Raw genomic sequence first — 11,730 nt, forward strand, 5'->3', positions numbered from 1 at the left:
TTAATTCAGCCTCACTCTGACAGGAAAATGCACATGGATATTCTCAGCGCGTTGGCGGCGTTCGCCTCTTATTTCTTCAGCGGTTTCGCCATGATTTTGGTGTTTCTGTTCGTCTATACCCGCATCACTCCGCACGACGAATGGGCGCTGATCAAGGCCGATAATCAATCCGCCGCCTTTGCTTTCATCGGCGCTTGCCTGGGGTATGTGATCCCGTTGGCCAGCGCGGCGATCAACTCGATCAGCCTGCTGGATTACCTGCTGTGGGGCGTAGTGGCGCTGGTGGTGCAACTGCTGCTGTTCGCGGCCGTGAAGATCTACATGCCACGCATCAGCGACAAGATCGAAGCGAACCACCTGGCCGCCGGGATTTTCCTGGGGGGCGTCTCCGTGAGCGGCGGCGTGTTGAATGCGGCTTGCATGAGCTACTAAAGGTATAAGATGGCTGAGGCGCGCCAGCCAAGCGGGTGCGCCTGTTCTTCCATCCGCAGGATGCGGTAATAGCTGGCGCCGTGTTGGCCGGCGGTGCGAGCGATGGCCTGCTCCGCCTCCTGCGGTGAACCGGGCAGATCGTTAAAGGTGATCTCGGCGATTTCACTGAGCGGCGTCACGCGATCGGCGGGCGCCAGCTCGGCGGACTGTGCGCCGGTGCTGAGCAGCCCTACTGAAAGCAGGAGGGAGGTGAGTGCGGTGGAGCGTTTCATGGCGTTCCCCTTCGTCAGATCCTGAATCGCACCCGCAACATGCGGCATGCTGTCCGACAGTGTGCAATACCCTACTTCAGCCTGTGCAAAGCCAGTGTAAATCTGCTTAAAAAATCCCCGCCTTACCGATACAGGATCGCCTGGGAATACCATTGGCCCGGCACGATGGTTTCGCTGTTCATGATGATCACGTAATACCGGGCGCCGGCGGCGGTGGCCTTGCGCTGGATCTCCGCTTCCACGTCCATCGGGCTGCCGCGCACCACGGCGGTGACGGTACCTATCTTCACCAGCTCGGCGGTCTGTGCGCGGACGATCTCCTGCGCCTGTGCGGTGGGCGGTGGCGGCGGTTTCGGCGTGGTGGTCATGATGCCGCAGGCGGAAAGCTGTGCGGCCAGCGTCAGGGCGATGAGTGTGCGGACAAGCGTCATGGTGACCTCGAAAGAGCCGGTACGATGGCTTCAGTGTAACGCAATATAAGCTGGAACAGATTGAGCTAACGCTGGCTGGCGCAAGTTTGTCATGATGAATGCCAACAGGTGAGTTGAGGATGAACGGATGATCGAAATTCATGACGAGCGGGCGGGCGATATTGCGGTGATCCATGCCGTCCCCGCAGGGCACTATCAGCGGCCCTTGCCGACGGTGTTCTTCTGTCATGGCTATACCTCGTCGAAAGAGGTGTACGCCTACTTCGCCTATGCGCTGGCGCGCGCCGGTTTTCGGGTGATATTGCCGGATGCCGATCGGCACGGCGAGCGGTTCGACGGCGATGAGGCGCGGCGTCTGGCCACGTTTTGGGAGATCCTGCGCAGCAATATCGACGAGCTGCCGCAGATCAAGGCGCATTTCGAGCGGCTCGGCCTGATTGCCGACGGGCGTATCGGCGTCGCCGGTGCCTCTATGGGGGGCATGACCGCGCTTGGCGCCTTCGCGCGCTTCCCGTGGATCCGGGCGGCCGCCAGCCTGATGGGTTCCGGCTATTACCGTGCGCTGGCGCAAACGCTGTATCCGCCGTTGGGCGAAGAGGGCGAGGCGCTCTCGCCGCCAGCGTTTGCGGCGCGCACCGCCGTGTTGGCGGAGTATGAGCTGGAAGGGCGTTTGGCGGCGATCGCCGGGCGGCCGCTGCTGCTGTGGCACGGCGAGAAGGACGACGTGGTGCCGGCGGCGGACAGCCTGCGTTTGGCGGCCGAACTGCGGCGGCAAGGCGCGGACGGCCGTTTGACGTCGCTCATCGAACCGGGGGTGAAGCACCGCATCACGCCGCTGGCGCTGTCCGCCACGGCCGACTTCTTCCGCCGCGAACTGTGATGCTCCGCCGGGCGCGATGCCTGGAACTGCACCGCTCTGTGCCTGCTGTTTCGGCCATCGTTTGGCCGAATGAAGGGGAAAATGTCTGCGTGAATTCTTTCAGGGCAGCAAGGAGCAGAGGGCATGATAAAAAGCATCGGCAGTACGGCCGGTTTAATGGGAACGATGAAAGCGCGCGCCGAGCTTAACTCAGCGGCCTTCAGCGAGATGTTGGGGGCCGCCGACGGCAAGGCGCGGCAAAACCAGGCGAATCCGCTGTCGCGCATCACGGCGCAGACGGTGCAAAACATGACGGCGTTGTTCGCCTCCGCGCCGAAAGCGGCAGCCACTCACATCGCAGCGGCCGATACGCTCTCGTTCGAACAGCGGGCGACCCTGACGGGTAGCGCCGAGCTGTTGCAAACGCGGACAAATTATCTGCAGATTGCGCTGCAATTACATAATCCGGGCAAGGCGTTCAGCATGCCGACGCTGCTCAAGCTGTGATGAGGGAAGCGGAGCGCCCAACGGGCGGCGCTCCGGTGCGGACTGAACGGGTTTTCTGATGAAGCCCTGGGGATTTCCCTGGCGTGGCGTGCGTTTTTAGCGGTACAGCTCGGCGCTGACGTGCATCGTGCTGTTGTCGCCCGGTTCGTGCAGGGCGATGATGCGATAAGAGCTTGCGCCGCGTTGATCGGCGATTTTGCTGACCTGGCTGCTGGCGTCATCCGGCGAAACCACGTTCTGGTTCAGGGTGACGAAGCCGACGCTCTGGCGTTGATCGGCCTGGTGCGAGGTGATCTCCGTTGCGGCCATTACGTTGGCGGAAAACAGGGCGGCCAGCGCCGTTGCGAGAATGATGCGTTTCATAGTGCCTCTCTTAACCCTTTGCCGTTACGGCCTGACAGCGAATGTCGCTGCGGCAAAAAGTCATTTATCTGCATTGAATAACCTGAAATCTTTTTCGTCGCGCTGTCTGCGGCGGATATGGTTAATTTTAGTCCGTTGCGGCGGATTAAAAAGCGGGGGCTTTTGATGACTTCTTTCAAAAAAAGTGAAATAGATTTGTGACTCAGCGCTGATTTCATTGAAAGATTTTTGAAACCGATGGATCGGCGTACATAGGTTCTCCCACGAGCAAATTGTGCTATTTCCCATAACGCCTCGCATTAACGCGAATAAAACCCACGCAGTCCTTGAGTTTCCCGCCCTGCGTCAGTATGATTACGCGTCATTTTTCAGCCGCACACTAAACACGTTCCTTGCTTCCATGGGCCGCGGTTGACCCTGACAGGAGGCTGAATAATCCGTAAGGAGCAATTCGATGCGTCATTACGAAATCGTTTTTATGGTCCATCCTGACCAAAGCGAACAGGTTCCGGGCATGATCGAGCGTTACAGTGCTACCATCACTAACGCGCAAGGTCAGATTCACCGTCTGGAAGACTGGGGCCGCCGTCAGCTGGCTTATCCGATCAACAAACTGCACAAGGCTCACTACGTTCTGCTGAACGTTGAAGCGCCGCAGGAAGCGATCGATGAGCTGGAAACTAACTTCCGCTTCAACGACGCCGTTATCCGCAGCATGGTTATGCGCGTTAAGCACGCGGTAACTGAAGCATCTCCGATGGTTAAAGCGAAAGACGAACGTCGTGGCGATCGCCGCGAAGACTTCGCTAACGAAACCGCAGATGATGCAGATGCTGGGGATTCTGAAGAGTAATTGCCGCCGTGACGGCTAATCGTCTGGTTTTGTCGGGCACTGTGTGCAAGGCGCCGGTTCGAAAAGTGAGTCCTTCCGGGATACCGCACTGCCAATTTGTGCTAGAGCACCGTTCGCAGCAGATGGAAGCCGGATTCAGCAGACAAGCATGGTGCCGAATGCCCGTGGTTGTCAGCGGACAACAGTCACAAGCACTAACTCAAAGATTAACGGTCGGCAGTCAGATTACCGTGCAAGGCTTTGTAAGCTGCCATCAAGGGCGCAACGGGCTGAGCAAATTGGTTCTGCATGCCGAGCAGATTGAATTGATAGATTCTGGAGACTAGCCAAATGGCACGTTATTTCCGTCGTCGCAAGTTCTGCCGTTTCACCGCGGAAGGCGTTCAAGAGATTGACTATAAAGACATCGCTACGCTGAAAAACTACATCACCGAAAGTGGTAAAATTGTACCGAGCCGTATCACCGGTACTCGTGCAAAATATCAGCGCCAGCTGGCCCGTGCTATCAAGCGCGCGCGCTACCTGTCTTTGTTGCCGTACACTGATCGTCATCAGTAACCGGCCACTGTCCATTAACGACTTTGAGAGGATAAGGTAATGCAAGTTATTCTGCTTGATAAAGTAGCAAACCTGGGCAGCCTGGGTGATCAAGTTAACGTTAAAGCGGGCTACGCTCGTAACTTCCTGGTACCACAGGGCAAAGCTGTTCCTGCTACCAAGAAAAACGTTGAGTTCTTCGAAGCACGCCGTGCTGAACTGGAAGCCAAACTGGCTGACGTTCTGGCTGCTGCTGAAGCTCGCGCAACCAAGATCAACGAACTGGGTTCAGTCACCATCGCTTCCAAATCTGGCGACGAAGGTAAACTGTTCGGCTCTATCGGTACCCGCGACATCGCTGACGCAGTGACTGCGGCAGGCGTTGAAGTTGCCAAGAGCGAAGTTCGTCTGCCGAACGGCGTTCTGCGTACCACTGGCGAGCACGAAGTGCACTTCCAGGTACACAGCGACGTGTTCGCACAGCTGAATGTAGTTGTGGTTGCAGAAGCGTAATTTACGCTGCTGTTAACCCGGTTAAAACGCCAGCCTCGCGCTGGCGTTTTGCTTTTCTGCGCCCGGCAAAACGCGCTACGCTTGAAGACGGGATGAAAAGGAGAGCGTGCGATGGCAAAGATTACGCTACAGCGGGTTTATGATTTCAGCGCGCCGGCGCCGGAACACTGTTATCTGATAGACAGGCTATGGCCGCGCGGCATCAGCAAGGCGCGGCTGACGGGCGTGCAGTGGCTGAAACAGGTGGCGCCGGATGACGAACTGCGCAAGTGGTTCCATCAGCATACCGACCAGTGGGCGGTCTTCGAGGCGCGTTACCGCCAACAGCTGGCGGCCAACGACGCCTGGCAGCCGCTGGTGGCGCTGTTACGGCAGGGGCAAGCGCTGACGCTGCTGTATGGCAGCAAAGATACCGAGCACAACCAGGGCGTGGTGCTGCGCGAGTTTTTGCTGGCGCAGCTGTAGGGATTAGCGTTCCCTGCGGTAGCTGCCGTCGGCCTGGCGGCGGAACAGCGCCTGGCTGTTGTCCACCGTGGTAACCGACAGCGCGTTAATCACGCCGTTGGCGTCGCGTTCGATGCGCACTTCCTGGCCGGCTTTCATGTTGCTCAGCGGCTTGTCGCCGCCTTCCACCTGCGCCATGGCGAACACTTCATTCACCGGCAGATTGTTGTCGCGAAACAGCTGGGCCAGGGTCTGGCCGGGTTGGATCTGATAACGCTGCCAGTTGCCCGCCGGCGTTGGTTCGTTGGCAGACGTGGTGCCGCCGTTTTGCAGATCGGCCTGCAGCGGCACGCTGGTTTCCTGCTGGGAAACCGGGAACGGCTGTCTTTCGGGCGAGTACGGCCACAGCAGGGCCAGCAGCAGGATGATGCCGAAGATCAGCACCCAGCGGCGGTGGAAGTAGGGCAGTGGCTCCATCCAATGGAAACCGTCCGGCAGATGCCAGACTTTGGCCAGCAGCGCTTTGACCTGCTGCATTTTGTCGTTGGCCGGCGGTGGCTCCGATGGCGGTTCCGCGCCTTCAGACGTGGGTGCGGCGCCCGGTTTCAGGCGCTGGCTGACATTCAGCCAGGTGCGCAGCAGCGGCTGGTAGATGCGGGTGGTTTTCCTTCTCCTGGGCGCGATTCTGCCCATGGTGACCTCTCTTCGACGGCGTAGTAATTAGCGCGGCGCGGCAAGCGCCTCGCCTGCCCGATATCCTGCTTTCAGTATAGTCCGCTAACTGATTGAAGCGAAAGGCAGCTGAGCGGCAGAGCCGCGGTTTGCGGCTGCGGGCGTTAACAGAAGGTTATTGTTTCTTTTTCTACGACAAAAGTCATCATTCTCCACACAAGATTTTACCCGGCATTGACGCGCTGTTATGCTGCGCTTTCGACTTTTTACAGACTTAAGGAAAACCCCATGACAACCCCTTCTTTTGACAGCGTTGAAGCGCAAGCAAGTTACGGGATTGGTTTACAGGTCGGCCAGCAGCTGCAAGAGTCCGGGCTGGAAGGTTTGCAACCGGAAGCTTTGCTGGCGGGTCTGCGTGACGCGCTGGAAGGGAATGCCCCGGCGGTTCCGGTAGACGTGGTGCACCGTGCGCTGCGTGAAATCCACGAGCGTGCGGACGCGGTGCGCCGCGAGCGCCAGCAGGCGATGGCCGTTGAAGGCCAGAAATTCCTGGACGACAACGCCAAGCGCGACGACGTGACGCTGACCGAGTCCGGCCTGCAGTTCTCCGTGCTGGAGCAGGGCAAGGGCCCGATCCCGTCCCGTCAGGACCGCGTGCGTGTGCACTACACCGGTCGTCTGATCAACGGCGACGTGTTCGACAGCTCGGTTGAGCGCGGCCAGCCGGCAGAATTCCCGGTCAGCGGCGTGATCCCTGGCTGGATCGAAGCGCTGACCCTGATGCCGGTCGGCTCCAAATGGCAGCTGTATATCCCGCACAACCTGGCCTACGGCGAGCGTGGCGCTGGCGCGTCCATCCCGCCGTTCAGCGCGCTGGTGTTCGACGTCGAGCTGCTGGAAATCCTGTAATCCCACCGAGGATTGCTCTGGGCGCCTTCGTGGCGCCCTTATTTTATGCGCCGCGCAGCGCGCGCGGGAATAGCAGATTGTTTTCCAGGCTGATGTGCTCCATCAGATCGCCGATGAACTCGTCGATGCCGGTGTACAGCGCTCGCCAGGTGGTGCAGGCGCCCTCCGGCGGCGTGACGTTATCGGTGAGGAACTTCACCACTTCCAGCTGCTCACCCGCCTCGTCATGTTCATGCTCCATCACCGAGATCGGTCCGGCGGCCTGCGGCCCCATGCCCTGTTTGATCAGCGGGAACAGGATCTGCTCCTCTTTCATCATGTGATTCTCCAGATCCAGGCGGATCAGGTTCAGCTGCTTCGCCAACCCGCGCGGGCAGCTGGGCTTGTCGCCGTGCACGCGTTCGACCTTTTCCGCCATCAGCACCAGTTCTGCCAGCTGCTCGCGGTGTCGCTGATGAAAGCGCGGCAGAATGTAATCGATCACCTCACCGAGCGGCGCCGTGCGCCAGTCCCGGCTTGGCTCCGGCGTGGCGGCCAGGGCGGCCAGTTCGTTTTCCAGCCTGTCGATATCTAACCCTTTGCGCTCGGCGGCGCGTGCCAGCGATTGCCGGCCGCCGCAGCAGAAATCCAGCTGATGCTGGCGAAACAGACGGGATGCACGGGGAATGGCGATAGCGAGCGCGCCAAGGGATTGATTGCGGTAATCCATGGTAGTGCCTCTTTAAACGAAGGAATCCTATAACATGCATTTTAAATGCAATTTAAAGGGCGCGCCAGCGGGAAAATCGAAGAGAAGGTGGCCGGGGCTGGGGACCCCGGCCGGGTGATTATTTCGCGCTAAGATCGATGCGATACACCGCGAAACCGATGCGGTCATTGCCTTCGGCGGTCATCGGATATTGAGCGTGCTCCTTGATAAACGCCGTCGCTTTGTCCGACGGCGAGGTCTCGAAGCGGATATCCAGCGGTTGCTGGCTGCTGAAGGTCGCCAAACGCCAGTTGTTGTCCGCCTGCGGATGCACCGCGCCGTGTTGCTGGGTTTCGGCGCTGATGTAGGCCGCCAGCACTGAACGGTTTTCATCCGGCGAAGCGAAGGCGATGTGTTTGTCGCCGGTGCCGGCAAATTTGCCGCCGTAGGCGCGGTAGTTGTTGGTGGCGACCAGGAAGGTGGCGTTCGGATCGATCGGCTTGCCGTTGAAGGTCAACTGCTTGATGCGCTCCGCCTTATCGTTGATCAGCTGGCATTCACCGTCGTAGCGCGCCGGCTGGCTGACGTCGATCTGGTAATTGACGCCGTCGATCACGTCGAAGTTATAGGTGCGGAAGCCGTCCCAGTTGATCAAGCCTTGCGGCTTGGCGCTGTTGACGTCGATCTGGTTGAACTGGCCGGCGGAGCACTCCAGCCACTCTTTCACCTCTTTGCCGCTGGCCTTCACCACCACCAGGGTATTGGGGTAGAGATAGAGATCGGCGGCGTTGCGGAAGGTGAGTTGGCCCTTTTCCACTTCGACGAAGCTGGCCGGATCGTTCTTGCGGCCGCCGACCTTGAACGGCGCCGCCGCCGACAGCACCGGCAGATCGGCCAGATCCGGATCGCCCTGAATGTAATGTTCAACGTAGGCCTTCTGCGCATTGTTGACGATCTGCACCGTCGGATCGTCCTGCACCAGCGCCAGGTAGCTGTACATGTTGCCGTCGGATTTGCCGATCGGCTGGCTGACGAACTCGCGCGTGCCCTTGTGATCGTCCGCCAACACTTTCACCAGCGCGGCGTCTTCCGCCGCCAGCGATTTCTTGTTCTCTTTGTCGTAGATCGGCCGTGCTTCCGCTTTGGCGGCGGTCACTTTCCAGCTACCGCTATCGTTGTTGAGCTGCAGGTCGACCACGCCGAGATGATCGCCCCATTGGCCCGGCATCACCGCCGGTACGCCGTTCAGCTGGCCCTTATCGATATCCGCGCCTTTGATATTGGCGAAGTCCTTGCTCGGGAACACCGCATGGGCGTGGCCGAACATGATGGCGTCGATGCCCGGTACCTGGCTGAGGTAGTAGACCGAGTTTTCCGCCATTGCCTTGTAAGGCTCGCTGGACAGCCCGGAATGCGGGATCGCCACCACCAGATCGGCGCCCTGTTTACGCATTTCCGGCACGTAGCGTTTGGCGGTGGCGGTGATGTCGTCCACCGTCACCTTGCCCTGCAGGTTAGCCTTGTCCCACACCAGGATCTGCGGCGGCACGAAGCCGATGTAGCCGATGCGCAGCGTATGCGCCTTGCCGTCGCGGTCTTTCACCGGCGTATCGACGATGATGTACGGCGTGAACAGCGGTTTTTGCGTTTTGGCGTCGATGACGTTGGCGTTGATATACGGGAACTTGGCGCCGGCGATGGCGTTCTTCAGGTAGTCCAGCCCGTAGTTGAATTCATGGTTGCCGATGTTGCCGACCACATAGTCCAGCGTATTCATCGCCTTATAGACCGGATGCACGTCGCCCGGTTTCAGCCCCTTGGCCGCCATGTAGTCGCCGAGCGGGCTGCCCTGAATGATGTCGCCGTTGTCCACCAACACCGCGTTGGTAGCCTGCTGGCGCGCCTGCTGGATCAGGCTGGCGGTGCGCACCAGGCCGAATTTATCGGTCGGCGTGTCCTTGTAGTAATCGAAGTCCATCATGTTGCTGTGCAGGTCGGTGGTTTCCAGCACGCGCAGGTCGACGGTGGCCGCCTGCGCCGAGGCGCACACCAGCAGCGCAAGCGCGGACAGCGTCAGGGGATGCTTCATCATTTTGGGCTCTCTCCATTCCATTATTCGAGTGTTATCGCAGAGGGAAATGTAATTAACATTGCTTGCCACAGCAAACTGTGAAGTGTGGCAGAAAACGGCGGCAGGTAACGCGGGGAAGTTCACAGTTGTGCCCAACAAGATCTGAGGAATTCCCGGGGGTTAGCCGGTTGAGATGGATATTCAGCGTAAAAAAAACTAGTCTGCTAGCAGAGACAGGGGGAAATTTCCCACGGAGATGCAGAGTTGAGGTGCATGATGTTAGAGCGAATTTGCCAACTGTCCCGCGAGGCGGGGGCGGCGATCATGGCGGTGTACGACGGTGAACAACCGCTTGATGTCGCGCAGAAAAAAGATGATTCACCGGTGACGGCGGCCGATCTGGCGGCACATCACATCATCAAGCGCGGCCTGGCGGCGCTGACGCCCGAGGTGCCGCTGCTGTCGGAAGAAGATCCGCCGGCGTGGGAAGAACGCCGCAACTGGACGCGCTACTGGCTGGTCGATCCGTTGGACGGCACCAAAGAGTTCTTGCACCGCAACGGTGAGTTCACGGTCAATATCGCCCTGATTGAAGACGGGCAGGCGGTGATGGGGGTAGTGTACGCCCCGGCGATCGACGTGCTGTATCTGGCGGAGCGCGGCAAGGCCTGGAAAGAAGAGAAGGGCGTGCGGCAGGCGATCGGCGTCAGCAACGCGCATCCGCCGCTGGTGGTGGTGAGCCGCTCGCATATCGACGATGAACTGAAAGACTATTTGCAGCAGCTGGGTGAGCACCAGACCGTGTCCGTCGGCTCCTCGCTGAAGTTCTGCCTGGTGGCGGAAGGCAAGGCGCAGCTCTATCCGCGCTTCGGGCCGACCAACATTTGGGATACCGCCGCAGGGCATGCGGTAGCGGTGGCCGCCGGGGCGCAAATTCACGATTGGCAGGGCAAGCCGTTGCTCTATACCCCGCGTGAATCTTTCCTCAACCCCGGCTTCCGGGTGTCGCTGTTCTGAGTTAGTTCGCCAACAGCTGGTGCAGCTTGGACATCACCTGCTGCACCTCTTCCGGCGTCAGCGCGCCGTCTTTGGCGAACTGAATGCGCCCTTGCTTATCCAGCACCACAATAGCTGAGCCTTTCGGCTGCAGATCCCAGGCTTTACGCACGTTGCCGTCGCTGTCGACGATAAACTGCGACCACGGGAACTCCTTCTTGCTGTCCTCAATGCTGCTGCGCACGAACATCGCGGTGCCCATCAGGGCATCGTCGGTGTTGACGATTGTCGTCGTTTGGTAACGATCGTGTGGTAGCTTCGCCTTCTTGATCGCTTCAATCAGTGGGTCGTTCATGTCTTTGGCGGAGCTGCGGCCGGCAATATGTTGTATCACTCGCACTTTTCCACTGAGCTGCGCGCTGTTCCAGTTCTGGTAGCTAAAATTACCGTCAGCGTAATTGAGCTCTCCTTTGTCGCTGACGCCGACCGGCGCCACGCGCTGCTGGAGCTGGAAGTTGTGCGCGGAAGCGAAAAGCGGGGCGAGCAGCAGGGATACCATCAGCATGCGACTTGTTTTCATGCTTTCTCCTTGTAATGGGGGGAATTTGTGCGACAGCACTTCGACAGCCTAAAGCATAGGATGTGATAAGAGGTCTGTCCTGTTAACCGGATCGCAGATTTTCCCTTGGTTCGCTAATCATCAGATTTTGAAGGGATATCCTGAAAACGTTATAAATTATCATATACAATTCTGTCAAAAAGTGTAAATCCAGCGTAGATATCCGGGCAGAAGTGAACGTTCTGGTCTTTACTGGGTCTACTACATGCAATCAAGTTGCGTTCTGAATTTCGAGGCTGCCGCCTTTGGCGGCTCGCTGAGCGCATGGATCAACGGGAGGAGCGTAAAAGAATGAGAATCTTCCAGCGTTATAACCCTTTGAAAGTGGCAAAGTACGTTAAGACCCTGTTTCGCGGAAGGCTGTATATCAAGGACGTGGGCGCATTTGAATTCGACGAGGGGAAAATCCTGCCGCCGAAGATTCGTGACAAGCGCCATTTCAGCGTGATGTCTGAAGTAAACCGCCAGGTGCTGCTGTTGCAGGCCGAGTTTGGCTGAACACTGCGCTGACAGCGGTAAAAAAAATGCGGCCCCGATGGGGCCGCTGATGTTTTTGCCGGCTGG

General features: G+C 58.8%; 19 protein-coding genes. 11 read left to right on the forward strand and 8 right to left on the reverse strand.

Annotated features, from left to right (window positions below):
* Positions 1-33: 33 nt before the first annotated feature.
* The gene (locus ACJ8QI_RS14810) at positions 34-432 is read left to right on the forward strand and encodes a DUF350 domain-containing protein (protein ID WP_015376394.1); all 399 of its coding nucleotides are present in this window, start codon (positions 34-36) and stop codon (positions 430-432) included.
* Here the strand turns inward: ACJ8QI_RS14810 and ACJ8QI_RS14815 are convergent.
* Positions 429-704, reverse strand: a complete 276-nt coding sequence (locus ACJ8QI_RS14815; protein ID WP_033638652.1) for a DUF1471 domain-containing protein — start codon at positions 702-704, stop codon at positions 429-431. The genes ACJ8QI_RS14810 and ACJ8QI_RS14815 overlap by 4 nt on opposite strands.
* Positions 705-826: 122 nt before the next feature.
* Positions 827-1,135: a biofilm peroxide resistance protein BsmA gene (bsmA, locus tag ACJ8QI_RS14820; RefSeq protein ID WP_038879199.1), complete on the reverse strand. Its 309-nt coding sequence runs from the start codon at positions 1,133-1,135 to the stop codon at positions 827-829.
* 127 nt (positions 1,136-1,262) lie between these two features.
* Between bsmA and yjfP the strand changes: the two genes are divergently transcribed.
* A complete protein-coding gene (yjfP, locus tag ACJ8QI_RS14825) occupies positions 1,263-2,015 on the forward strand; it encodes an esterase (RefSeq protein ID WP_442532748.1) in 753 nt (250 codons plus the stop codon).
* A gap of 123 nt (positions 2,016-2,138) precedes the next feature.
* Positions 2,139-2,501: a hypothetical protein gene (locus ACJ8QI_RS14830; RefSeq protein WP_442532749.1), complete on the forward strand. Its 363-nt coding sequence runs from the start codon at positions 2,139-2,141 to the stop codon at positions 2,499-2,501.
* A gap of 96 nt (positions 2,502-2,597) precedes the next feature.
* Here ACJ8QI_RS14830 and ACJ8QI_RS14835 read toward each other — a convergent pair whose 3' ends face one another.
* Complete coding sequence (locus ACJ8QI_RS14835; protein WP_004933636.1) at positions 2,598-2,864, reverse strand: DUF1471 domain-containing protein; 267 nt, start codon at positions 2,862-2,864, stop codon at positions 2,598-2,600.
* The gene (locus tag ACJ8QI_RS14840) at positions 2,861-3,082 is read right to left on the reverse strand and encodes a hypothetical protein (protein ID WP_126179771.1); all 222 of its coding nucleotides are present in this window, start codon (positions 3,080-3,082) and stop codon (positions 2,861-2,863) included. The genes ACJ8QI_RS14835 and ACJ8QI_RS14840 overlap by 4 nt, the downstream gene beginning before the upstream one ends.
* A gap of 236 nt (positions 3,083-3,318) precedes the next feature.
* Here ACJ8QI_RS14840 and rpsF point away from each other — a divergent pair, with 236 nt between their 5' ends.
* The 5 genes from rpsF to ACJ8QI_RS14865 all read left to right on the forward strand — a co-directional run bounded on the left by rpsF (position 3,319) and on the right by ACJ8QI_RS14865 (position 5,232).
* A complete protein-coding gene (rpsF, locus tag ACJ8QI_RS14845; protein WP_004933634.1) occupies positions 3,319-3,717 on the forward strand; it encodes a 30S ribosomal protein S6 in 399 nt (132 codons plus the stop codon).
* An 8-nt stretch (positions 3,718-3,725) separates the two neighbouring features.
* Positions 3,726-4,043, forward strand: coding sequence for a primosomal replication protein N (gene priB, locus ACJ8QI_RS14850; protein WP_049233092.1), 318 nt, complete (start codon positions 3,726-3,728; stop codon positions 4,041-4,043).
* 4 nt (positions 4,044-4,047) lie between these two features.
* The gene (gene rpsR / locus ACJ8QI_RS14855; protein ID WP_000135199.1) at positions 4,048-4,275 is read left to right on the forward strand and encodes a 30S ribosomal protein S18; all 228 of its coding nucleotides are present in this window, start codon (positions 4,048-4,050) and stop codon (positions 4,273-4,275) included.
* A gap of 39 nt (positions 4,276-4,314) precedes the next feature.
* Positions 4,315-4,767, forward strand: coding sequence for a 50S ribosomal protein L9 (rplI, locus tag ACJ8QI_RS14860; protein ID WP_004933629.1), 453 nt, complete (start codon positions 4,315-4,317; stop codon positions 4,765-4,767).
* 111 nt (positions 4,768-4,878) lie between these two features.
* Positions 4,879-5,232 carry a DUF488 domain-containing protein gene (locus ACJ8QI_RS14865; RefSeq protein WP_033636795.1) on the forward strand — a complete coding sequence of 118 codons (354 nt, stop codon included), beginning with the start codon at positions 4,879-4,881 and terminating at the stop codon, positions 5,230-5,232.
* Between the two features lie 3 nt (positions 5,233-5,235).
* On the opposite strand, the gene ACJ8QI_RS14870 is transcribed toward ACJ8QI_RS14865, so the two are convergent.
* Complete coding sequence (locus ACJ8QI_RS14870; protein WP_047729278.1) at positions 5,236-5,904, reverse strand: OapA family protein; 669 nt, start codon at positions 5,902-5,904, stop codon at positions 5,236-5,238.
* A 267-nt stretch (positions 5,905-6,171) separates the two neighbouring features.
* Between ACJ8QI_RS14870 and fklB the strand changes: the two genes are divergently transcribed.
* Positions 6,172-6,792, forward strand: a complete 621-nt coding sequence (fklB, locus tag ACJ8QI_RS14875) for an FKBP-type peptidyl-prolyl cis-trans isomerase (RefSeq protein WP_442532750.1) — start codon at positions 6,172-6,174, stop codon at positions 6,790-6,792.
* A gap of 43 nt (positions 6,793-6,835) precedes the next feature.
* On the opposite strand, the gene ytfE is transcribed toward fklB, so the two are convergent.
* Positions 6,836-7,501: an iron-sulfur cluster repair protein YtfE gene (gene ytfE, locus ACJ8QI_RS14880; RefSeq protein ID WP_070913671.1), complete on the reverse strand. Its 666-nt coding sequence runs from the start codon at positions 7,499-7,501 to the stop codon at positions 6,836-6,838.
* A gap of 118 nt (positions 7,502-7,619) precedes the next feature.
* Positions 7,620-9,572, reverse strand: a complete 1,953-nt coding sequence (locus ACJ8QI_RS14885; protein ID WP_442532751.1) for a bifunctional 2',3'-cyclic-nucleotide 2'-phosphodiesterase/3'-nucleotidase — start codon at positions 9,570-9,572, stop codon at positions 7,620-7,622.
* 255 nt (positions 9,573-9,827) lie between these two features.
* On the opposite strand from ACJ8QI_RS14885, the gene cysQ reads away from it, so the two are divergent.
* Positions 9,828-10,568: a 3'(2'),5'-bisphosphate nucleotidase CysQ gene (cysQ, locus tag ACJ8QI_RS14890; RefSeq protein WP_033644177.1), complete on the forward strand. Its 741-nt coding sequence runs from the start codon at positions 9,828-9,830 to the stop codon at positions 10,566-10,568.
* Between the two features lies 1 nt (position 10,569).
* Here the strand turns inward: cysQ and ACJ8QI_RS14895 are convergent, their stop codons facing one another.
* Entirely contained in the window at positions 10,570-11,127 is a 558-nt protein-coding gene (locus tag ACJ8QI_RS14895; protein WP_025159587.1) for a YtfJ family protein, read from the reverse strand.
* A 330-nt stretch (positions 11,128-11,457) separates the two neighbouring features.
* Between ACJ8QI_RS14895 and ACJ8QI_RS14900 the strand changes: the two genes are divergently transcribed.
* Complete coding sequence (locus ACJ8QI_RS14900; RefSeq protein WP_019453363.1) at positions 11,458-11,664, forward strand: DUF1107 domain-containing protein; 207 nt, start codon at positions 11,458-11,460, stop codon at positions 11,662-11,664.
* The last annotated feature ends 66 nt before the right edge of the window (positions 11,665-11,730 follow it).

Origin of the sequence: Serratia sp. CY84636, from assembly GCF_052166245.1 — a bacterium.
Taxonomy (GTDB): domain Bacteria; phylum Pseudomonadota; class Gammaproteobacteria; order Enterobacterales; family Enterobacteriaceae; genus Serratia; species Serratia nevei.

Bases quoted from the DNA above. Each gene is read 5' to 3' on its own strand.
- ACJ8QI_RS14810 (WP_015376394.1), top strand. From the start codon at position 34: ATGGATATTCTCAGCGCGTTGGCGGCGTTCGCCTCTTATTTCTTCAGC.
- ACJ8QI_RS14815 (WP_033638652.1), bottom strand. From the start codon at position 704: ATGAAACGCTCCACCGCACTCACCTCCCTCCTGCTTTCAGTAGGGCTG.
- bsmA (WP_038879199.1), bottom strand. From the start codon at position 1,135: ATGACGCTTGTCCGCACACTCATCGCCCTGACGCTGGCCGCACAGCTT.
- yjfP (WP_442532748.1), top strand. From the start codon at position 1,263: ATGATCGAAATTCATGACGAGCGGGCGGGCGATATTGCGGTGATCCAT.
- ACJ8QI_RS14830 (WP_442532749.1), top strand. From the start codon at position 2,139: ATGATAAAAAGCATCGGCAGTACGGCCGGTTTAATGGGAACGATGAAA.
- ACJ8QI_RS14835 (WP_004933636.1), bottom strand. From the start codon at position 2,864: ATGAAACGCATCATTCTCGCAACGGCGCTGGCCGCCCTGTTTTCCGCC.
- ACJ8QI_RS14840 (WP_126179771.1), bottom strand. From the start codon at position 3,082: ATGAAATCAGCGCTGAGTCACAAATCTATTTCACTTTTTTTGAAAGAA.
- rpsF (WP_004933634.1), top strand. From the start codon at position 3,319: ATGCGTCATTACGAAATCGTTTTTATGGTCCATCCTGACCAAAGCGAA.
- rpsR (WP_000135199.1), top strand. From the start codon at position 4,048: ATGGCACGTTATTTCCGTCGTCGCAAGTTCTGCCGTTTCACCGCGGAA.
- rplI (WP_004933629.1), top strand. From the start codon at position 4,315: ATGCAAGTTATTCTGCTTGATAAAGTAGCAAACCTGGGCAGCCTGGGT.
- ACJ8QI_RS14865 (WP_033636795.1), top strand. From the start codon at position 4,879: ATGGCAAAGATTACGCTACAGCGGGTTTATGATTTCAGCGCGCCGGCG.
- ACJ8QI_RS14870 (WP_047729278.1), bottom strand. From the start codon at position 5,904: ATGGGCAGAATCGCGCCCAGGAGAAGGAAAACCACCCGCATCTACCAG.
- fklB (WP_442532750.1), top strand. From the start codon at position 6,172: ATGACAACCCCTTCTTTTGACAGCGTTGAAGCGCAAGCAAGTTACGGG.
- ytfE (WP_070913671.1), bottom strand. From the start codon at position 7,501: ATGGATTACCGCAATCAATCCCTTGGCGCGCTCGCTATCGCCATTCCC.
- ACJ8QI_RS14885 (WP_442532751.1), bottom strand. From the start codon at position 9,572: ATGATGAAGCATCCCCTGACGCTGTCCGCGCTTGCGCTGCTGGTGTGC.
- cysQ (WP_033644177.1), top strand. From the start codon at position 9,828: ATGTTAGAGCGAATTTGCCAACTGTCCCGCGAGGCGGGGGCGGCGATC.
- ACJ8QI_RS14895 (WP_025159587.1), bottom strand. From the start codon at position 11,127: ATGAAAACAAGTCGCATGCTGATGGTATCCCTGCTGCTCGCCCCGCTT.
- ACJ8QI_RS14900 (WP_019453363.1), top strand. From the start codon at position 11,458: ATGAGAATCTTCCAGCGTTATAACCCTTTGAAAGTGGCAAAGTACGTT.